The following is a 13,477-nucleotide window of genomic DNA, read 5'->3' as shown; positions in this document are numbered from 1 at the left end:
GGTCGTGGCTTCGGCTGGCTTGCGGGCGCTGGATTTCGCGGTTTCGGCGCGCGGCTGTTTCACTTGGGCTTGCGCCATGCCGTCGGCCGCCGGAATTTTCAGAACCGCGCCTTCCTTCAGCGAATTGATATTGCCGTTGAAAGCGCCGGGGTTCGCTTTGTACAAAGCATTGAGCATCTGTTGCGCCGATACGCCGCGTTCTTCACTGAGTTGCGTCGCGATGCTCCACAAGGTGTCGGAACGTTGCACCGGGCCGAACTCGCCGTCGGTCGCGATCGGTTGTGTCGGTTCGGGGAGGGCGGCATTGCGGATCGCCTTTCGCGGCGCGCTACGTATTGGTCGTTGCACGGGCTCCAGAGGTTCGGCGCTGAAGGGCGTCGCATCGACTGCCGGAAGGACCGCTTGATTATAGCTGGTGGGCGGATCGATCAGCAGTGTGAACTCTCGCGTCATACTGCCTTGCGGCCAAGTGACTTCAAGCAGGAAATCCAGAAAAGGTTCGGTGACGACTTCTCGGGTTGTGACTTTGACCAGGATGCCGCCGTCGGCCTGTACCACCGGTTCTAAACGAAGCTTGGACAGGAAGTAATTCCAAGGTACGCCGGCCTGATCGAACTTTTCCGGCGGCGCCAATCTGACCGAGACGTCGCTAGGGTTCTCGCCGTCGGCGACGCTTAGGCGGATTTGCGCATTCAGGTTTTGGTTCAGCGAAGAGTGCAATTGTATGTCGCCAATGCCCAGCGATTGACCGCTGACGGGGGCCAGCAGGGAAACAACCGCTAAAGTCTTAGTAAAATGGCGCACATTGCTTTCCTTCACTGGTATATACCTCGGTACTGGCGGAATCGCAGGTTGGACATGGGCTAAGGTTAGCCTAGATGTAACTTTTTACCAGAACCTCGGCGATCTGCACACTGTTAAGCGCGGCACCTTTCCGGACATTGTCGCCGACCACCCACAGGTCGATTCCCGTCGGGTGGGAAATGTCCTCGCGGATGCGCCCGACGAACACATCGTCGTTGCCGGCCGACTCGGTTACCGCGGTCGGGTAGCCGCCGTTCGCCCGTTCGTCCAACAGGGTCACGCCAGGAGCCTTGCTCAGCAGTTCGCGCACTTGCTCGGCGCTGATCTTTTGCTTGGTCTCGATGTGCACGGCTTCGGAATGGCCGAAGAACACCGGTACCCGCACCGCCGTCGGGTTGACCAGAATACTGTCGTCTCCCATGATTTTGCGGGTTTCCCAGACCATTTTCATTTCTTCCTTGGTGTAGCCGTTGTCCATGAACACGTCGATTTGCGGCAACACGTTGAAGGCAATTTGCTTGGGGTAAACCTTGGGTTCGATCGGCTTGGCGTTGAGCAGGTTAGCGGTTTGAGTTGCCAGCTCCTCGATCGCTTCCTTGCCGGTACCGGACACGGCTTGGTAGGTCGCGACGTTGATGCGGCTGATGCCGACCGCGTCGTGGATTGGTTTCAAGGCCACCAGCATTTGTATCGTCGAACAGTTCGGATTGGCAATGATGCCGCGATTTTTGTAATCGGCGACTTTCTCCGGATTGACCTCGGGCACGACCAACGGAATATCGTCGTCGTAGCGAAATTGCGAAGTGTTGTCGATGACCACGCAGCCCGCGGCGGCCGCCTTCGGCGCGTACTCGGCAGACACCGAGGCACCCGGCGAGAACAGGCCGATTTGGACTTTGGAAAAATCGAAAGTCGCCAGATCTTCGACGACCAGCGAGCCGCCCTTGAACGGAATGCGCTTGCCGGCGGAGCGTTCGCTGGCCAGCGCATAGACTTTTCCGACCGGAAAATTGCGCTGTTCCAGGATTTCTATCATCGTCTCGCCGACCGCGCCGGTGGCGCCGACGACGGCAACATCATAGGTTTTTGCCATAGTCTTAAGCTCCTTTCAACGCGCCGAGGACGGCGTCGCCCATGCCGGAGGTACTGACTTTGGTCGTGCCTTCCGAGTAGATGTCGGCGGTGCGGACGCCGCTGTCCAACGCACTATTGACCGCTTGCTCGATGCGCTCCGCGGCATCGTTGCGATTGAAGGTGTAGCGCAGCATCATCGCCACCGACAATATCGTCGCCAGCGGATTGGCGATGCCCTGGCCCGCGATGTCGGGCGCCGAGCCGTGGATCGGTTCGTACATGCCCTTGGCATTGGCGTCCAACGAGGCCGACGGCAGCATGCCGATCGAGCCGGTCAGCATCGCGGCGATATCGGACAGAATGTCGCCGAACATATTGGTGGTGACCAACACGTCGAACTGCTTGGGCGCGCGCACCAATTGCATGGCCGCGTTATCGACGTACATGTGGCTCAGCGCCACGTCCGGATAGTCCTTACCGACTTCCGTCATCACGCCGCGCCACAGTTCGGTGACTTCCAACACGTTGGCCTTATCCACCGAACACAACTTCTTGTTACGTTTTTGGGCGATCTTGAAGGCCGAATGGGCAATACGGCGGATTTCCGATTCGCTGTAGATTTTGGTATTGATGCCGACTTTCTCGCCGTTTTCGGCGACATGCACCCCGCGCGGCTGGCCGAAATAGATGCCGCCGGTCAGCTCGCGGACGATCATGATGTCCAGGCCGGACACCACTTCCGGCTTCAGCGTCGAGGCATCGACCAGTTGCGGATAGAGAATCGCCGGCCGCAAATTCGAGAACAGATTCAGTTCCGAACGAATGCCGAGCAGGCCGCGCTCCGGGCGCACCGCGTGAGCCAACGGCTCCCATTTCGGCCCGCCGACCGCGCCGAGCAGCACCGCATCGGCATTTTTGCACAGGTTCAGGGTTTGCTGGGGCAGCGGCGTGCCGAAGGCGTCGTAGGCGGCGCCACCGACTAGCGCATTTTCAAAACTCAAGCCCAAACCCATGTCGGCGTTCAGAAAGCTCAGCACTTTCACCGCTTCGGCAACAATTTCCGGGCCTATGCCGTCGCCGGGCAATACTGCGATTTTTTTAGTCATCTATCTACCTATCTAAACTGAAGCGTTCTGAAACAGCCACGGAGCGCGTTTGGCGCGTTCGACCTCGTAGGCTTTGATTTTGTCGGCATGCTGCAAGGTCAAACCAATATCGTCCAAGCCGTTCAACAAGCGGAAACGGCGGTTTTCATCCACGCTGAACGCGATCGTCGCGCCGCCGGGCGTGGTGATGGTTTGCTCGTGCAAATCAATGGTCAATCGGTAGCCGTCCGCAATTTCCTTGAACAAACGGTCAACCGTTTCCGCCGGCAATACGATGGGCAGGACGCCGTTCTTGAAGCAATTATTGAAGAAAATATCGGCAAAGCTGGGTGCGATGATGGCCCGGAAACCGTAATCTTCCAAGGCCCATGGCGCGTGTTCGCGCGATGAGCCGCAGCCGAAGTTCTCGCGGGTCAGCAGGATTTGCGCGCCTTGATATTGCGGCTGGTTCAGTACGAAATCCGGATTCAGCGGCCGCTGGCTGCAATCCATCTCCGGTTCGCCGCGATCCAGATAGCGCCATTCGTCGAACAAGTAGGGGCCGAAGCCGGCGCGGCGGATCGATTTCAAAAATTGCTTGGGAATGATTGCGTCGGTATCGACGTTGGCCCTGTCCAGCGGCGCGACCAAGGCGGTTAAGGTGGTAAAGGCCTGCATGATTAGCGTTCCTCCGCGATATTGACGAAATGGCCGGCGATCGCGGCAGCGGCAGCCATCGCCGGGCTGACCAAGTGGGTGCGGCCGCCGTAGCCTTGGCGGCCTTCGAAGTTGCGGTTCGAAGTCGAGGCGCAATGTTCGCCGGCTTCCAGGCGGTCGGCATTCATCGCCAGGCACATCGAGCAGCCGGGCTCGCGCCATTCGAAGCCGGCGGCGGTAAAGAGCTTGTCCAAGCCTTCGGCTTCGGCTTGCTGTTTGACCAGGCCGGAGCCGGGCACGATCAGCACTTGCTTGACCGAATCGGCCTTGCGGCGGCCGTTAATGACCGCGGCGGCGGCGCGCAGGTCTTCGATGCGCGAGTTGGTGCAGGAACCGATGAAGACCCGATCGACCGGGATGTCGGTAATTTTTTGATTGGCCCGCAAGCCCATGTATTGCAAGGCGCGCAACATGCCTTCGCGTTTGACCGGATCGCTCTCGGCGGCTGGGTCGGGTACGGCGGCATCGACCGCCACCACCATTTCCGGCGAGGTGCCCCAGGTTACTTGGGGTTTGATGTCGGCGACGTTCAATTCGACGATTTTGTCGAATTTGGCGTCGGCGTCGGAATGCAGGTTTTGCCAGTAGCGCACCGCCATGTGCCAGTCATCGCCTTGGGGCGAGTAGGGGCGACCGTGGTAATAGTCGATAGTCACATCGTCGACCGCCACCAGTCCGGCGCGGGCGCCGGCCTCGATCGCCATATTGCAGACTGTCATGCGGCCTTCCATACTCAGCGCGCGGATCGCATCGCCGCCGAATTCTATCGTGTAACCGGTGCCGCCGGCGGTGCCGATCCGACCGATAATGGCCAGCACGATGTCCTTGGCGGTGACGCCCGGACCGGCTTGGCCGTTCACTTTAATCAGCATGTTCTTGGCTTTCTTTTGCACCAGGCATTGGGTCGCCAGCGCGTGTTCGACTTCGGAGGTGCCGATGCCAAAGGCCAGCGCCGCCGAGGCGCCGTGGGTCGAGGTGTGCGAGTCGCCGCAAACCACGGTCATGCCGGGCAGCGTCGCGCCTTGCTCGGGGCCGATGACATGGACGATGCCTTGACGCAAGTCGTTCATGTCGAATTCGGTGATGCCGAATTCGGCGCAGTTTCGGTCCAGGGTTTCGACTTGCAAGCGCGATACCGGATCGGCGATGCCTTGGTGGCGGTCGCTGGTCGGCACGTTATGGTCGGCGACCGCCAGGTTGCGGGCAATGCGCCAAGGCTTGCGGCCGGACAGGCGCAAACCGTCGAAGGCTTGCGGCGAAGTCACTTCGTGCAGCAATTGCCGGTCTATATAGATCAGGCACGAGCCATCGTCTTCGGTGTGAACGACGTGATCGTCCCAGAGTTTGTCGTATAAGGTTTTACCTGCCATCGCGGGTTCTCTTTTATCTGTAGGGTACGCAATGCGTACCGAATTCAAGCTGGAAGGTACGCGGTGCGTACCCTACGCCAATGCAGCGAACAATTTGTCGGTGATGTCTTGCACCGAACCGACGCCGGCAATCGACGCGAATTTGGCGGATTGTCCCGGCGCAGAATAAAAACCGACCAGCGGCTTGGTTTGTTCGTGGTAGACGCATAGGCGCTTGCGCACCGTGTCTTCCCGGTCGTCGTCGCGTTGGATCAGCGCTTCGCCGGTAAGGTCGTCGATGCCTTCGGCTTTCGGCGGATTGAACACGACGTGGTAACTGCGGCCCGAGGCCGGGTGCACGCGGCGGCCGCTCATGCGTTTGATGATTTCCTCGTCGTCGACGGCGATTTCGACCACGTAATCCAGCTCAACACCCATGTTCGCCAGCCCTTCGGCTTGAGCGATAGTGCGTGGGAAGCCGTCCAGCAGAAAGCCGTTGGCGCAGTCAGCTTGGGCGATGCGCTCCTTGATTAGTCCCAAAATGATGTCGTCGGAGACCAGACCGCCGGCGTCCATCACTTTTTTAGCTTCCAGACCTAGCGGCGTACCTTCGCGGACCGCGGCGCGCAACATGTCACCGGTCGAGATTTGCGGAATCGCATATTTCTCGGTGATGAACTGGGCCTGGGTGCCTTTACCTGAACCTGGACTACCTAACAGGATGATACGCATAGCTATGACTCCGGAGCATGAATCAGGCGGGTCTTGCCTGGGAAAAGATGGAAAGGATTGACGGTTTCGGCGTGGCGCGAGTCCGCCGTTAAAAAACCCGGCATTTTATCGCAATTGACTGGGCTTGCCGTTAAAAACTTGTCAAGGATTTTCTGCTTGGAAATCGGCATGGTTGGCCAGTCGCGCGAACTCGGCCAGCGAGATCGACTCGGCGCGTAAATTGGCGTCGATGTCCAGTCGCTCGAACAGTTCGGGGCCGACTAAGCCCTTCAACGAGTTGCGAATGGTTTTGCGACGTTGGGTAAAGGCCTGGCCGACCAGTTGCGAGAAATTGCGGAAGTTCGCGACGTCGACCGGAGCTTGTGCGTGCGGCGCCAGTCGGACGATGGCCGACATCACTTTGGGTGCCGGATCGAAACTTTCCGGCGGGACGTCGAATAACGCTTCGGTTTCGCAGAAATACTGCATCATCACGCTGAGGCGGCCGTATTGTTTTCCGCCCGGCTCGGCGCAGATCCGCTCGACGACTTCCTTCTGCAGCATGAAATGCATGTCTTCGATACAACGGGTGTTTTCCACTAAATGGAACATCAGCGGCGTCGAGATGTTGTAGGGCAGATTGCCGATGACGCGCAACTTCTCGCCGGGTTGGGCGAGCGCGGCGAAGTCGAAAGTCAGGGCGTCGGCGCTGTGTATCGTCAGTTCGGCGCGGCCGGCGTATTGTTTTTGCAGGCGGGCGACCAGATCGCGGTCCAGTTCGACGACGTCGAGCCGGATGCCGCTGTCCAGCAAGGGTTTGGTCAGCGCGCCCAAGCCGGGACCGATCTCGACCCAGTGCTCGCCGGCTGCCGGGTGGGCGTGCGCCAAGATATTGTTGATGATCGCGGAATCGTGCAAGAAGTTTTGGCCGAAGCGTTTACGGGGCTGGTGAGTCATGGGCGATGCGGAGTCGAGGGTGGCGGAGTGTGTCGGCCTCGCGGCCGCAAAGCCGGAGATTGTAGGGCATTTGCTTGGTCCGCGGGCAATGTAGAGAGTGGGCGGAAGGTCGTTGCGGGGCATTTGTAAGGTTTGCGACAAATTTCTCGCCGCCGGCCGGCTTGTCATGTCGGTGTTGCGCCAAGCGGCCGGGGAAGTCCGCAAAATCCCTGGATTTACGCACTTGGCAAGTGTTTTGCTTTAAGCCTAGCAAGGGTGAGGTTAAGCCCAAATCACCGAATTGTTGCTGATTTGTATCGAGGTTCCAGCATGACATTTCCCGCTCGTTCCATCGTAATCGACGATACCACGCTCCGCGACGGCGAACAGTCGGCCGGTGTCGTGTTCTCGCTGGACGAAAAGCTGAATATCGCCAAACAACTGGCCGAACTAGGCGTGCCCGAGTTGGAAATCGGCATCCCGGCGATGGGCGAGCAAGAGCGGGAAGAGATCAAAGCCATTGGCGCGTTGGGCTTGTCCAGTCATTTGCTGGTGTGGTCGCGGATGCGTCAGGAAGATTTACAACACTGTTTGGGCTTGGGTGTCGATACCGTCGATTTGTCGATTTCGGCTTCGGACCAGCACATTCAGCACAAACTGAAACAAAGCCGCGCCTGGGTGTTGGCGACGATAGATCGTTGCGTCAAGGCGGCGCTGGATGCCGGCATGCGAGTTTGCGTCGGTGCCGAGGATGCTTCCCGCGCCGATAGCGATTTCCTGGCGCGAATGGCCGAAGCGGCGCAAGCCGCCGGCGCTTGCCGCATCCGTTTCGCCGATACCGTCGGCGTGATGGAGCCGTTCGGCGTTCACGACGCGATTCGCAAGCTGCGGGCCGTTACCGACATGGACATCGAAATGCATGCCCACGACGATCTGGGTTTGGCGACCGCCAACACCTTGGCCGCCGCGCTAGCCGGAGCGACTCACGTGAATACCACCGTTAACGGTTTGGGCGAGCGCGCCGGCAACGCCGCACTGGAAGAAGTCGTGGTCGGCCTGAAGCAGTTGTACGGTATCGAGTCCGGCGTCGATTTACGCAATTTCCCGGCCTTGTCTCATCGAGTGGCGACCGCGTCCGGCGACACGATAGGCAGCCGCAAAAGCCTGATCGGTCGCGATGTGTTCAGTCACGAAGCCGGCATCCATGTCGATGGCTTGTTGAAAGATCCCGCGAACTATCAAGGTGTCGATCCGGCGTTGGTCGGCCGCAGTCATCAATTGGTGCTGGGTAAGCATTCCGGTAGCCAGGGCGTCGTCCACGCCTACCGGCAGCTTGGTATCCAGATTAACCGCTGGCAGGCCGGCCGCCTGCTGCCGATGATCCGGCAATTCGTCAGCGTCAACAAACGCGCGCCGCAATCGGCCGATCTGAATCTGTTTTTACATAGCCTATAAGCGAGGTGTCCGATGAGTAGCAAGCGTCAAAAATCAGCCGTGCCGGTCAACGGTAAAGTGGAAGCGCCGGTTAGCAATTTGCCTCGGGACGAAGCGCCGGACGATCGTTATCCGGGGACCTTTTTCCGGGTGCCGGGCGTGCCAATGCCGGGTAAAACGACTTGGAGCTTAGCAAAATGATGTTCTTCTCGCCCTCCCGCATCGCTGCCACACCCGGCTTATGGCGGGATTGGCGGGAAGACGTGGCCTGCGTATTCGCTCGCGATCCCGCCGCCCGCGGCTGGCTGGAAGTCTTGTTGGCCTATCCCGGCGTGCATGCGGTATTGCTGTACCGGGTCACTCACCGTTTATGGTTGGCCGACTGGAAGTTGACGGCCCGATTGTTGGCTGCGTTCGCCCGCTGGCTGACCAACGTCGATATCCATCCGGGCGCCACGATAGGTAAGCGCTTTTTCATCGATCATGGCGCTTGCGTCGTGATTGGCGAGACCGCCGAAATTGGTAACGACGTGACGATGTACCACGGCGTGACCTTGGGCGGTACCACTTGGAACAAGGAAAAACGCCACCCGACGCTCGGCGACAACGTACTAATTGGAGCCGGCGCCAAAATACTCGGCGCGATCACGCTCGGTAACAATGTCCGGGTGGGCGCCAACTCCGTGGTCATCAAGGACGTACCGGCCTGCTGTACCGTGATTGGGATTCCCGGCCGGATCATTCAGCAAAAAGGCGTGAAGATTCAAGATCCGCGCGGTATCGATTTGGATCACCACCTGGTCCCCGATCCGGTCGGTAAAGCCATCAACTGTCTGGTCGAGCGTTTGGACGAGCTGGAAAACAATCAGAAACGTTTCGTGGTGGCCGAGGAAACCTGCGGCAGCTGCGAGGCGGAAGGGGTTTGCCACGGCGAAGAATCGCCGGTCAAACTGCGAACCGCGGCGGGTGGCAAATAATGGATTTGTTACAGTTCGACGCTCAGGATTTGTATTACGAGCAGGATGACTCTCAGGAAGTGCAGGATTTGATCAAATATGCGTCCGAGCGCTATGCCAACGGCGATGCGGAGTTGCCGCTATTGCAAGCCTTCCTGAGGGCGCCCGAGTCATTGAACGTTTTGGTTTCGTTGAATCGTTTCTACTACTACCAGCACCGCTTGGCGGAAGCCTTGATCATTTCGGAGCGGGCGCTGGCCTTGATTCGGCCCGGCATCGATTTCCCGGAAGATTGGCGAGCACTGGAACGTAGCCATGTTACCGAAGCGCCTAAGGAATTATTGACCCGCGTTCGCTTCTACCTGTTTACGTTGAAGTCGATCGGATTTTTGAACATGCGCCTGGAAAATCTCGAGTTGAGCCGGGCTATCTTCGAAAAACTGGTGGCCTTGGACGATAAGGACCGGATCGGCGCGCAAGGCTTATTGGAATTGGTGGTGCGGCGCCAGGAAGCGGCCGAAGGTATTTTTCGGTTGCCGGACGTGTTCGGGTAAGCATAGCCCCCGCGACGGAAGTAAATAACCCTGGGCGATATTGTTTCGCTCACTCAACCTGAAGGTGAATGCCGTGATTAAACGAAAATCCGATCCGTTTTTAGCGCAGACCTCGACGATGTTATTGATTTTATTGGTCGTATACCTGACTGGCGCCAATGCGGCGCTGCCTGGTGTCGATTTCCCGTTATCGATGAGGTAATTCTGATGAGTTTTGAAGAAGAAATGGAAGAGATGGAAGCCGCCGAGGACTTCCTGGTGTATTTCGGGCTGGAATACGACGCGACCGTGGTTCACGTTAATCGGCTGCACATTTTGCAACGTTTCCACGATTATCTGAGCCAAGCCAAGAGCAGCATGCCGGAAGACGAAGACGCGATGCGGGAAGTGTATAAAAAACTATTGCAACGCGCTTACGGCGATTTCGTCGGCTCCGACGCGCAAACCGAGAAGGTTTTCAAAGTCTTCAAGATGATGGAACCGCAAACCGTATTCGTATCACTGGGCGATATAAAAACATGATAGAAGAACGCTTCGACGAAGAACGCTTCGAATTCGGCGAAGCCGTTCGGGTCACCCGTAACGTGCGCAACGATGGCACCTATCCCGGCATGGAAATCGGCGACTTGCTGATACGGCGGGGTAGTGTCGGCAACGTCATCGAAGTCGGCACTTTTTTGCAGGACCAGGTGATTTACACCGTGCACTTCCTGAACCACGGCCGCATGGTCGGTTGTCGGGCCGAAGAGTTGATCTCGGCCGACGCGGTTTGGAAGCCCAGTCGCTTCGAGTTTCGCGACAAGGTCAAATGCACGATAGACCTGGGCGTGCAAGGCAACGTCATCGCCGCCAAGGGTAGCGACGGCGAGATATTGAAGGTGCTGCGCGAAACCGAACCCTTGCAATACCACGTGCGCTTTCCCGGCCGAACCCTGCAAGTGCCGGAGAGCGTGTTGGAACCGGCCGATCCGAGCAAGTTCCGAGAACCGGAGGAGTAACGATGAACCAGACGGCGGACGTCAAAATAGAGCCCTATACTTTGCTGCGAGCGGCGTTGAACCTGTTCAAGAAAGCGCCGGCCGAACTTGAGCAACCACAGTTGAAGCAAGTCGAGATACAGGCCCGCAACGAATTCGAAATCGAGAACCGGGTGTTGAGCTCCGACGAGGCCACCGGGGTGGTGATTTCCGATATCGAACTGGAAAGGGCTTATCAGGACGTGCGCGGTCGTTTCGAGGACGAAGACGGTTTTATCGCGGCCTTGGAGGCCAATCATCTGGACGAACAGGCGTTGCGAAGCGCCTTACATCGGCAATGTCGGGTCAATACGGTACTTGAGCGCGTCGCGGCGCGGGCGCCGAAGGTTAACGAGGTCGAGATCGGCATTTTCTACCACTCGCATCCCGAGAAATTTCACAAACCCGAGCAACGCAAGGCTCGGCATATCGTGATCAGCATCAATCCGGATTTTCCGGAAAACACTCGGGAGAAAGCCCTGGAGCGGATGACCGAGGTACTCGAAACGCTGCATCGCAAGCCGCATAAATTCGCCGATCTGGCCTTGAAGCATTCGGAGTGTCCGACCGCGATGCAAGGCGGAGAGCTGGGTACCGTGGCGGCCGGTGTGTTATATCCGGAACTCGACGCGGTCTTGTTCGCGCTTAAGGAAGGCGGCTTTAGCGATGTTGTCGAGACCGAAATGGGCTTTCACGTGATTCAATGCCTAAAAATCATCCCGGCGGAAACGCTGTCGTTGAAGAAAGCAACCCCAAAGATTCAGCAAATCATGCAGGATCGTTATCGCAGAAACTGCCAGCGCACTTGGTTGGCCAGTCTGCCCGCAATCAAGAGGAGTGTTTAACATGGTAAAAGAACCCAAGCATTGTTCGTTTTGCGGCATAGAAGCGTCAGCCTCGGTGCCTATGATCGCGGGCACCGAAGGTTACATCTGCGAAGCCTGTGTTACGTTGGCTAGCCAGGTGGTTTCCAGCTGGGGCAAGAAGAAGGAACTGGCCGACATGCAAGGCCCGTTGCCCAAGCCCAAGGAAATGAAAAAAATGCTCGATCAATACGTGATCGGGCAAGATTTGGCCAAGGAAATTCTGTCGGTCGCCGTTTACAATCACTATAAGCGCCTCAAGCACGAGACCAGCAAAACCGGCGGTTTGGGTGATGCCGACCCGAAAGTGGAAATCGGCAAATCCAACATCTTGATGATAGGTCCGTCAGGCACCGGTAAAACCCTGTTGGCCAGTACCTTGGCGAAAATCGTCGGCGTGCCCTTCGCGGTGGCCGATGCGACGACGCTGACTCAGGCCGGCTACGTCGGCGACGATGTCGAAAACATCCTGGTACGTTTGCTGGACGTGGCCGACGGCCAGATCAGCAAGGCCGAATGGGGTATCGTCTACATCGACGAAGTAGACAAAATCGCCCGCAGTCCCGAGCAAGCCTTCGGTACCCGAGACGTGTCCGGCGAAGGCGTGCAGCAAGCGCTGCTGCGTTTGGTGGAAGGCTCGCAAGTCAAGGTGCCGACCAAGGGTCGCCGTAAGGACCACAGCGGCAGCGATTCGGTGATGGTCGATACCAGCAATATTCTGTTCATCGCTGGCGGTGCGTTTCCCGGCTTGGAAAAGCACGTCGAAAAACGCTTGCAACCGCCGAAAACCGCGATCGGCTTCCACGCCGAAGTCAGCAATCCCGACGACAAGCCGACCCTGGAAGCGATGTTGAACGCCACCCAGCCGGACGATTTGAAACGTTTCGGTTTGATTCCGGAATTCATCGGCCGCTTCCCGGTTTTGGCGCCGCTGGAACCGCTGGACGTCGACGCGTTGATTCAGGTGTTGACCGAACCGAAAAACGCGCTGGTCAAGCAATATCAGCAATTGTTCGCCTTCGACGACGTCGAGTTGGAGCTGACCCAAGACGCCTTGGTGGAAATCGCCGAGAAAGCCATCGCCCGCAATACCGGGGCGCGCGGTTTACGCGGCATCATGGAACACGTCTTGCGTAAAACCATGTTCGAGTTGCCATCCAAGGATAACGTGACTCGCTGTATCGTCAATGCCGAAGTCATCCGCGGCGAAGCGGAAATTCAGGTGGTCGAGCGCGACAATCCGGACGAACCCGATTTGCAACGCTCGTCGGCGGGCTAACCGCCAAGGACGCCGGCCACTTGGCCGGCGTCCTTATTCCCAATTCAATCAGACTTAATTTATGAGCACTCAAACCACCAAAGAAAAGATCTTGCAACAATTGGCCGAAAACCCGGTGATTATTTATATGAAAGGCGTGCCCAGCGCGCCCGAATGCGGTTTTTCGGCGAAAGCGGTCGGTATCTTGAATGAAACCAAGGTGCCGTTTACCTACGTTAACGTGATGAAAGCGCCGTTCATTCGCGAGCGTTTGCCTTCGGTCTCGAAATGGCCAACCTTTCCGCAATTATTCATCAACGGCGAACTGATTGGTGGGGCCGACATCGTGGAATCGATGTACAACGACGGCAGCTTGCTACCGTTGCTGCAAGCGGCGGTGACGCCGGCCGATCCGGTTGCCGCCAGCCAAACCATTACCCATTCCGAAGTCGAAGCCTTGATTCTGAGCGCCTATCCCGGCGCCAAAATCGAAATCGAGGGCCAGGGCTGCGACTTGGGTATCGTCGTCGTCAGCGAACTGTTTGCCGGGCAGACTATGATTAAGCAACACCAAGGCGTCATGGAAACCCTGAGCGAACCGTTGGCTTCCGGCCGTCTGCACGCGGTGACGCTGAAGACGTTTACGCCGGAACAACAAGCCGCGCAGCAACCGGCCGCCAATCCGGGCTTGCTGCAAATTCAACTCTAATTTCGTCAACA

General features: G+C 57.9%; 17 protein-coding genes. 10 read left to right on the top strand and 7 right to left on the bottom strand.

Features of this window, described 5'->3' with window-relative positions:
• The 7 genes from A1355_RS21340 to rsmA form a co-directional block, all read right to left on the bottom strand.
• The coding region (locus A1355_RS21340; protein ID WP_331710129.1) for a FimV/HubP family polar landmark protein at nucleotides 1–804 on the bottom strand (804 nt) is incomplete at its 3' end.
• Between the two features lie 70 nt (nucleotides 805–874).
• On the bottom strand, nucleotides 875–1,897 hold the full coding sequence (locus tag A1355_RS21335; protein WP_064031302.1) for an aspartate-semialdehyde dehydrogenase: 1,023 nt from the start codon (nucleotides 1,895–1,897) through the stop codon (nucleotides 875–877).
• A 4-nt stretch (nucleotides 1,898–1,901) separates the two neighbouring features.
• Entirely contained in the window at nucleotides 1,902–2,984 is a 1,083-nt protein-coding gene (gene leuB, locus A1355_RS21330) for a 3-isopropylmalate dehydrogenase (RefSeq protein WP_064031301.1), read from the bottom strand.
• A 12-nt stretch (nucleotides 2,985–2,996) separates the two neighbouring features.
• Nucleotides 2,997–3,641: a 3-isopropylmalate dehydratase small subunit gene (gene leuD / locus A1355_RS21325; RefSeq protein ID WP_064031300.1), complete on the bottom strand. Its 645-nt coding sequence runs from the start codon at nucleotides 3,639–3,641 to the stop codon at nucleotides 2,997–2,999.
• Between the two features lie 2 nt (nucleotides 3,642–3,643).
• The gene (gene leuC, locus A1355_RS21320; protein WP_064031299.1) at nucleotides 3,644–5,050 is read right to left on the bottom strand and encodes a 3-isopropylmalate dehydratase large subunit; all 1,407 of its coding nucleotides are present in this window, start codon (nucleotides 5,048–5,050) and stop codon (nucleotides 3,644–3,646) included.
• Between the two features lie 72 nt (nucleotides 5,051–5,122).
• The gene (gene adk / locus A1355_RS21315) at nucleotides 5,123–5,761 is read right to left on the bottom strand and encodes an adenylate kinase (protein ID WP_064031298.1); all 639 of its coding nucleotides are present in this window, start codon (nucleotides 5,759–5,761) and stop codon (nucleotides 5,123–5,125) included.
• Nucleotides 5,762–5,902: 141 nt separating this feature from the next.
• A complete protein-coding gene (gene rsmA / locus A1355_RS21310) occupies nucleotides 5,903–6,697 on the bottom strand; it encodes a 16S rRNA (adenine(1518)-N(6)/adenine(1519)-N(6))-dimethyltransferase RsmA (RefSeq protein WP_064031297.1) in 795 nt (264 codons plus the stop codon).
• Between the two features lie 309 nt (nucleotides 6,698–7,006).
• On the opposite strand from rsmA, the gene nifV reads away from it, so the two are divergent.
• The 10 genes from nifV (at nucleotide 7,007) to grxD (ending at nucleotide 13,466) form a co-directional block, all read left to right on the top strand.
• Complete coding sequence (nifV, locus tag A1355_RS21305) at nucleotides 7,007–8,131, top strand: homocitrate synthase (RefSeq protein WP_064031296.1); 1,125 nt, start codon at nucleotides 7,007–7,009, stop codon at nucleotides 8,129–8,131.
• 12 nt (nucleotides 8,132–8,143) lie between these two features.
• The gene (locus A1355_RS25875) at nucleotides 8,144–8,311 is read left to right on the top strand and encodes a hypothetical protein (protein ID WP_175463626.1); all 168 of its coding nucleotides are present in this window, start codon (nucleotides 8,144–8,146) and stop codon (nucleotides 8,309–8,311) included.
• Nucleotides 8,308–9,087 carry a serine O-acetyltransferase gene (gene cysE / locus A1355_RS21300; protein WP_064031295.1) on the top strand — a complete coding sequence of 260 codons (780 nt, stop codon included), beginning with the start codon at nucleotides 8,308–8,310 and terminating at the stop codon, nucleotides 9,085–9,087. The genes A1355_RS25875 and cysE overlap by 4 nt, the downstream gene beginning before the upstream one ends.
• Complete coding sequence (locus A1355_RS21295) at nucleotides 9,087–9,620, top strand: hypothetical protein (protein WP_064031294.1); 534 nt, start codon at nucleotides 9,087–9,089, stop codon at nucleotides 9,618–9,620. The genes cysE and A1355_RS21295 overlap by 1 nt, the downstream gene beginning before the upstream one ends.
• Before the next feature lie 73 nt (nucleotides 9,621–9,693).
• Nucleotides 9,694–9,822: a hypothetical protein gene (locus A1355_RS26460; protein ID WP_269454770.1), complete on the top strand. Its 129-nt coding sequence runs from the start codon at nucleotides 9,694–9,696 to the stop codon at nucleotides 9,820–9,822.
• A gap of 5 nt (nucleotides 9,823–9,827) precedes the next feature.
• The gene (nifW, locus tag A1355_RS21290) at nucleotides 9,828–10,142 is read left to right on the top strand and encodes a nitrogenase-stabilizing/protective protein NifW (RefSeq protein WP_064031293.1); all 315 of its coding nucleotides are present in this window, start codon (nucleotides 9,828–9,830) and stop codon (nucleotides 10,140–10,142) included.
• Nucleotides 10,139–10,618, top strand: a complete 480-nt coding sequence (locus tag A1355_RS21285) for a nitrogen fixation protein NifZ (protein WP_064031292.1) — start codon at nucleotides 10,139–10,141, stop codon at nucleotides 10,616–10,618. Before nifW ends, A1355_RS21285 begins: the two co-directional genes overlap by 4 nt.
• Before the next feature lie 2 nt (nucleotides 10,619–10,620).
• Complete coding sequence (gene nifM / locus A1355_RS21280; protein WP_064031291.1) at nucleotides 10,621–11,481, top strand: nitrogen fixation protein NifM; 861 nt, start codon at nucleotides 10,621–10,623, stop codon at nucleotides 11,479–11,481.
• Between the two features lies 1 nt (nucleotide 11,482).
• The gene (clpX, locus tag A1355_RS21275) at nucleotides 11,483–12,778 is read left to right on the top strand and encodes an ATP-dependent Clp protease ATP-binding subunit ClpX (RefSeq protein WP_064031290.1); all 1,296 of its coding nucleotides are present in this window, start codon (nucleotides 11,483–11,485) and stop codon (nucleotides 12,776–12,778) included.
• A gap of 61 nt (nucleotides 12,779–12,839) precedes the next feature.
• Nucleotides 12,840–13,466, top strand: a complete 627-nt coding sequence (grxD, locus tag A1355_RS21270) for a Grx4 family monothiol glutaredoxin (RefSeq protein ID WP_064031289.1) — start codon at nucleotides 12,840–12,842, stop codon at nucleotides 13,464–13,466.
• Nucleotides 13,467–13,477 lie beyond the last annotated feature (11 nt).

It is taken from the genome of Methylomonas koyamae, assembly GCF_001644025.1.
GTDB lineage: Bacteria > Pseudomonadota > Gammaproteobacteria > Methylococcales > Methylomonadaceae > Methylomonas > Methylomonas koyamae_A.
This window is presented reverse-complemented; position numbering and strand designations above follow the sequence as displayed.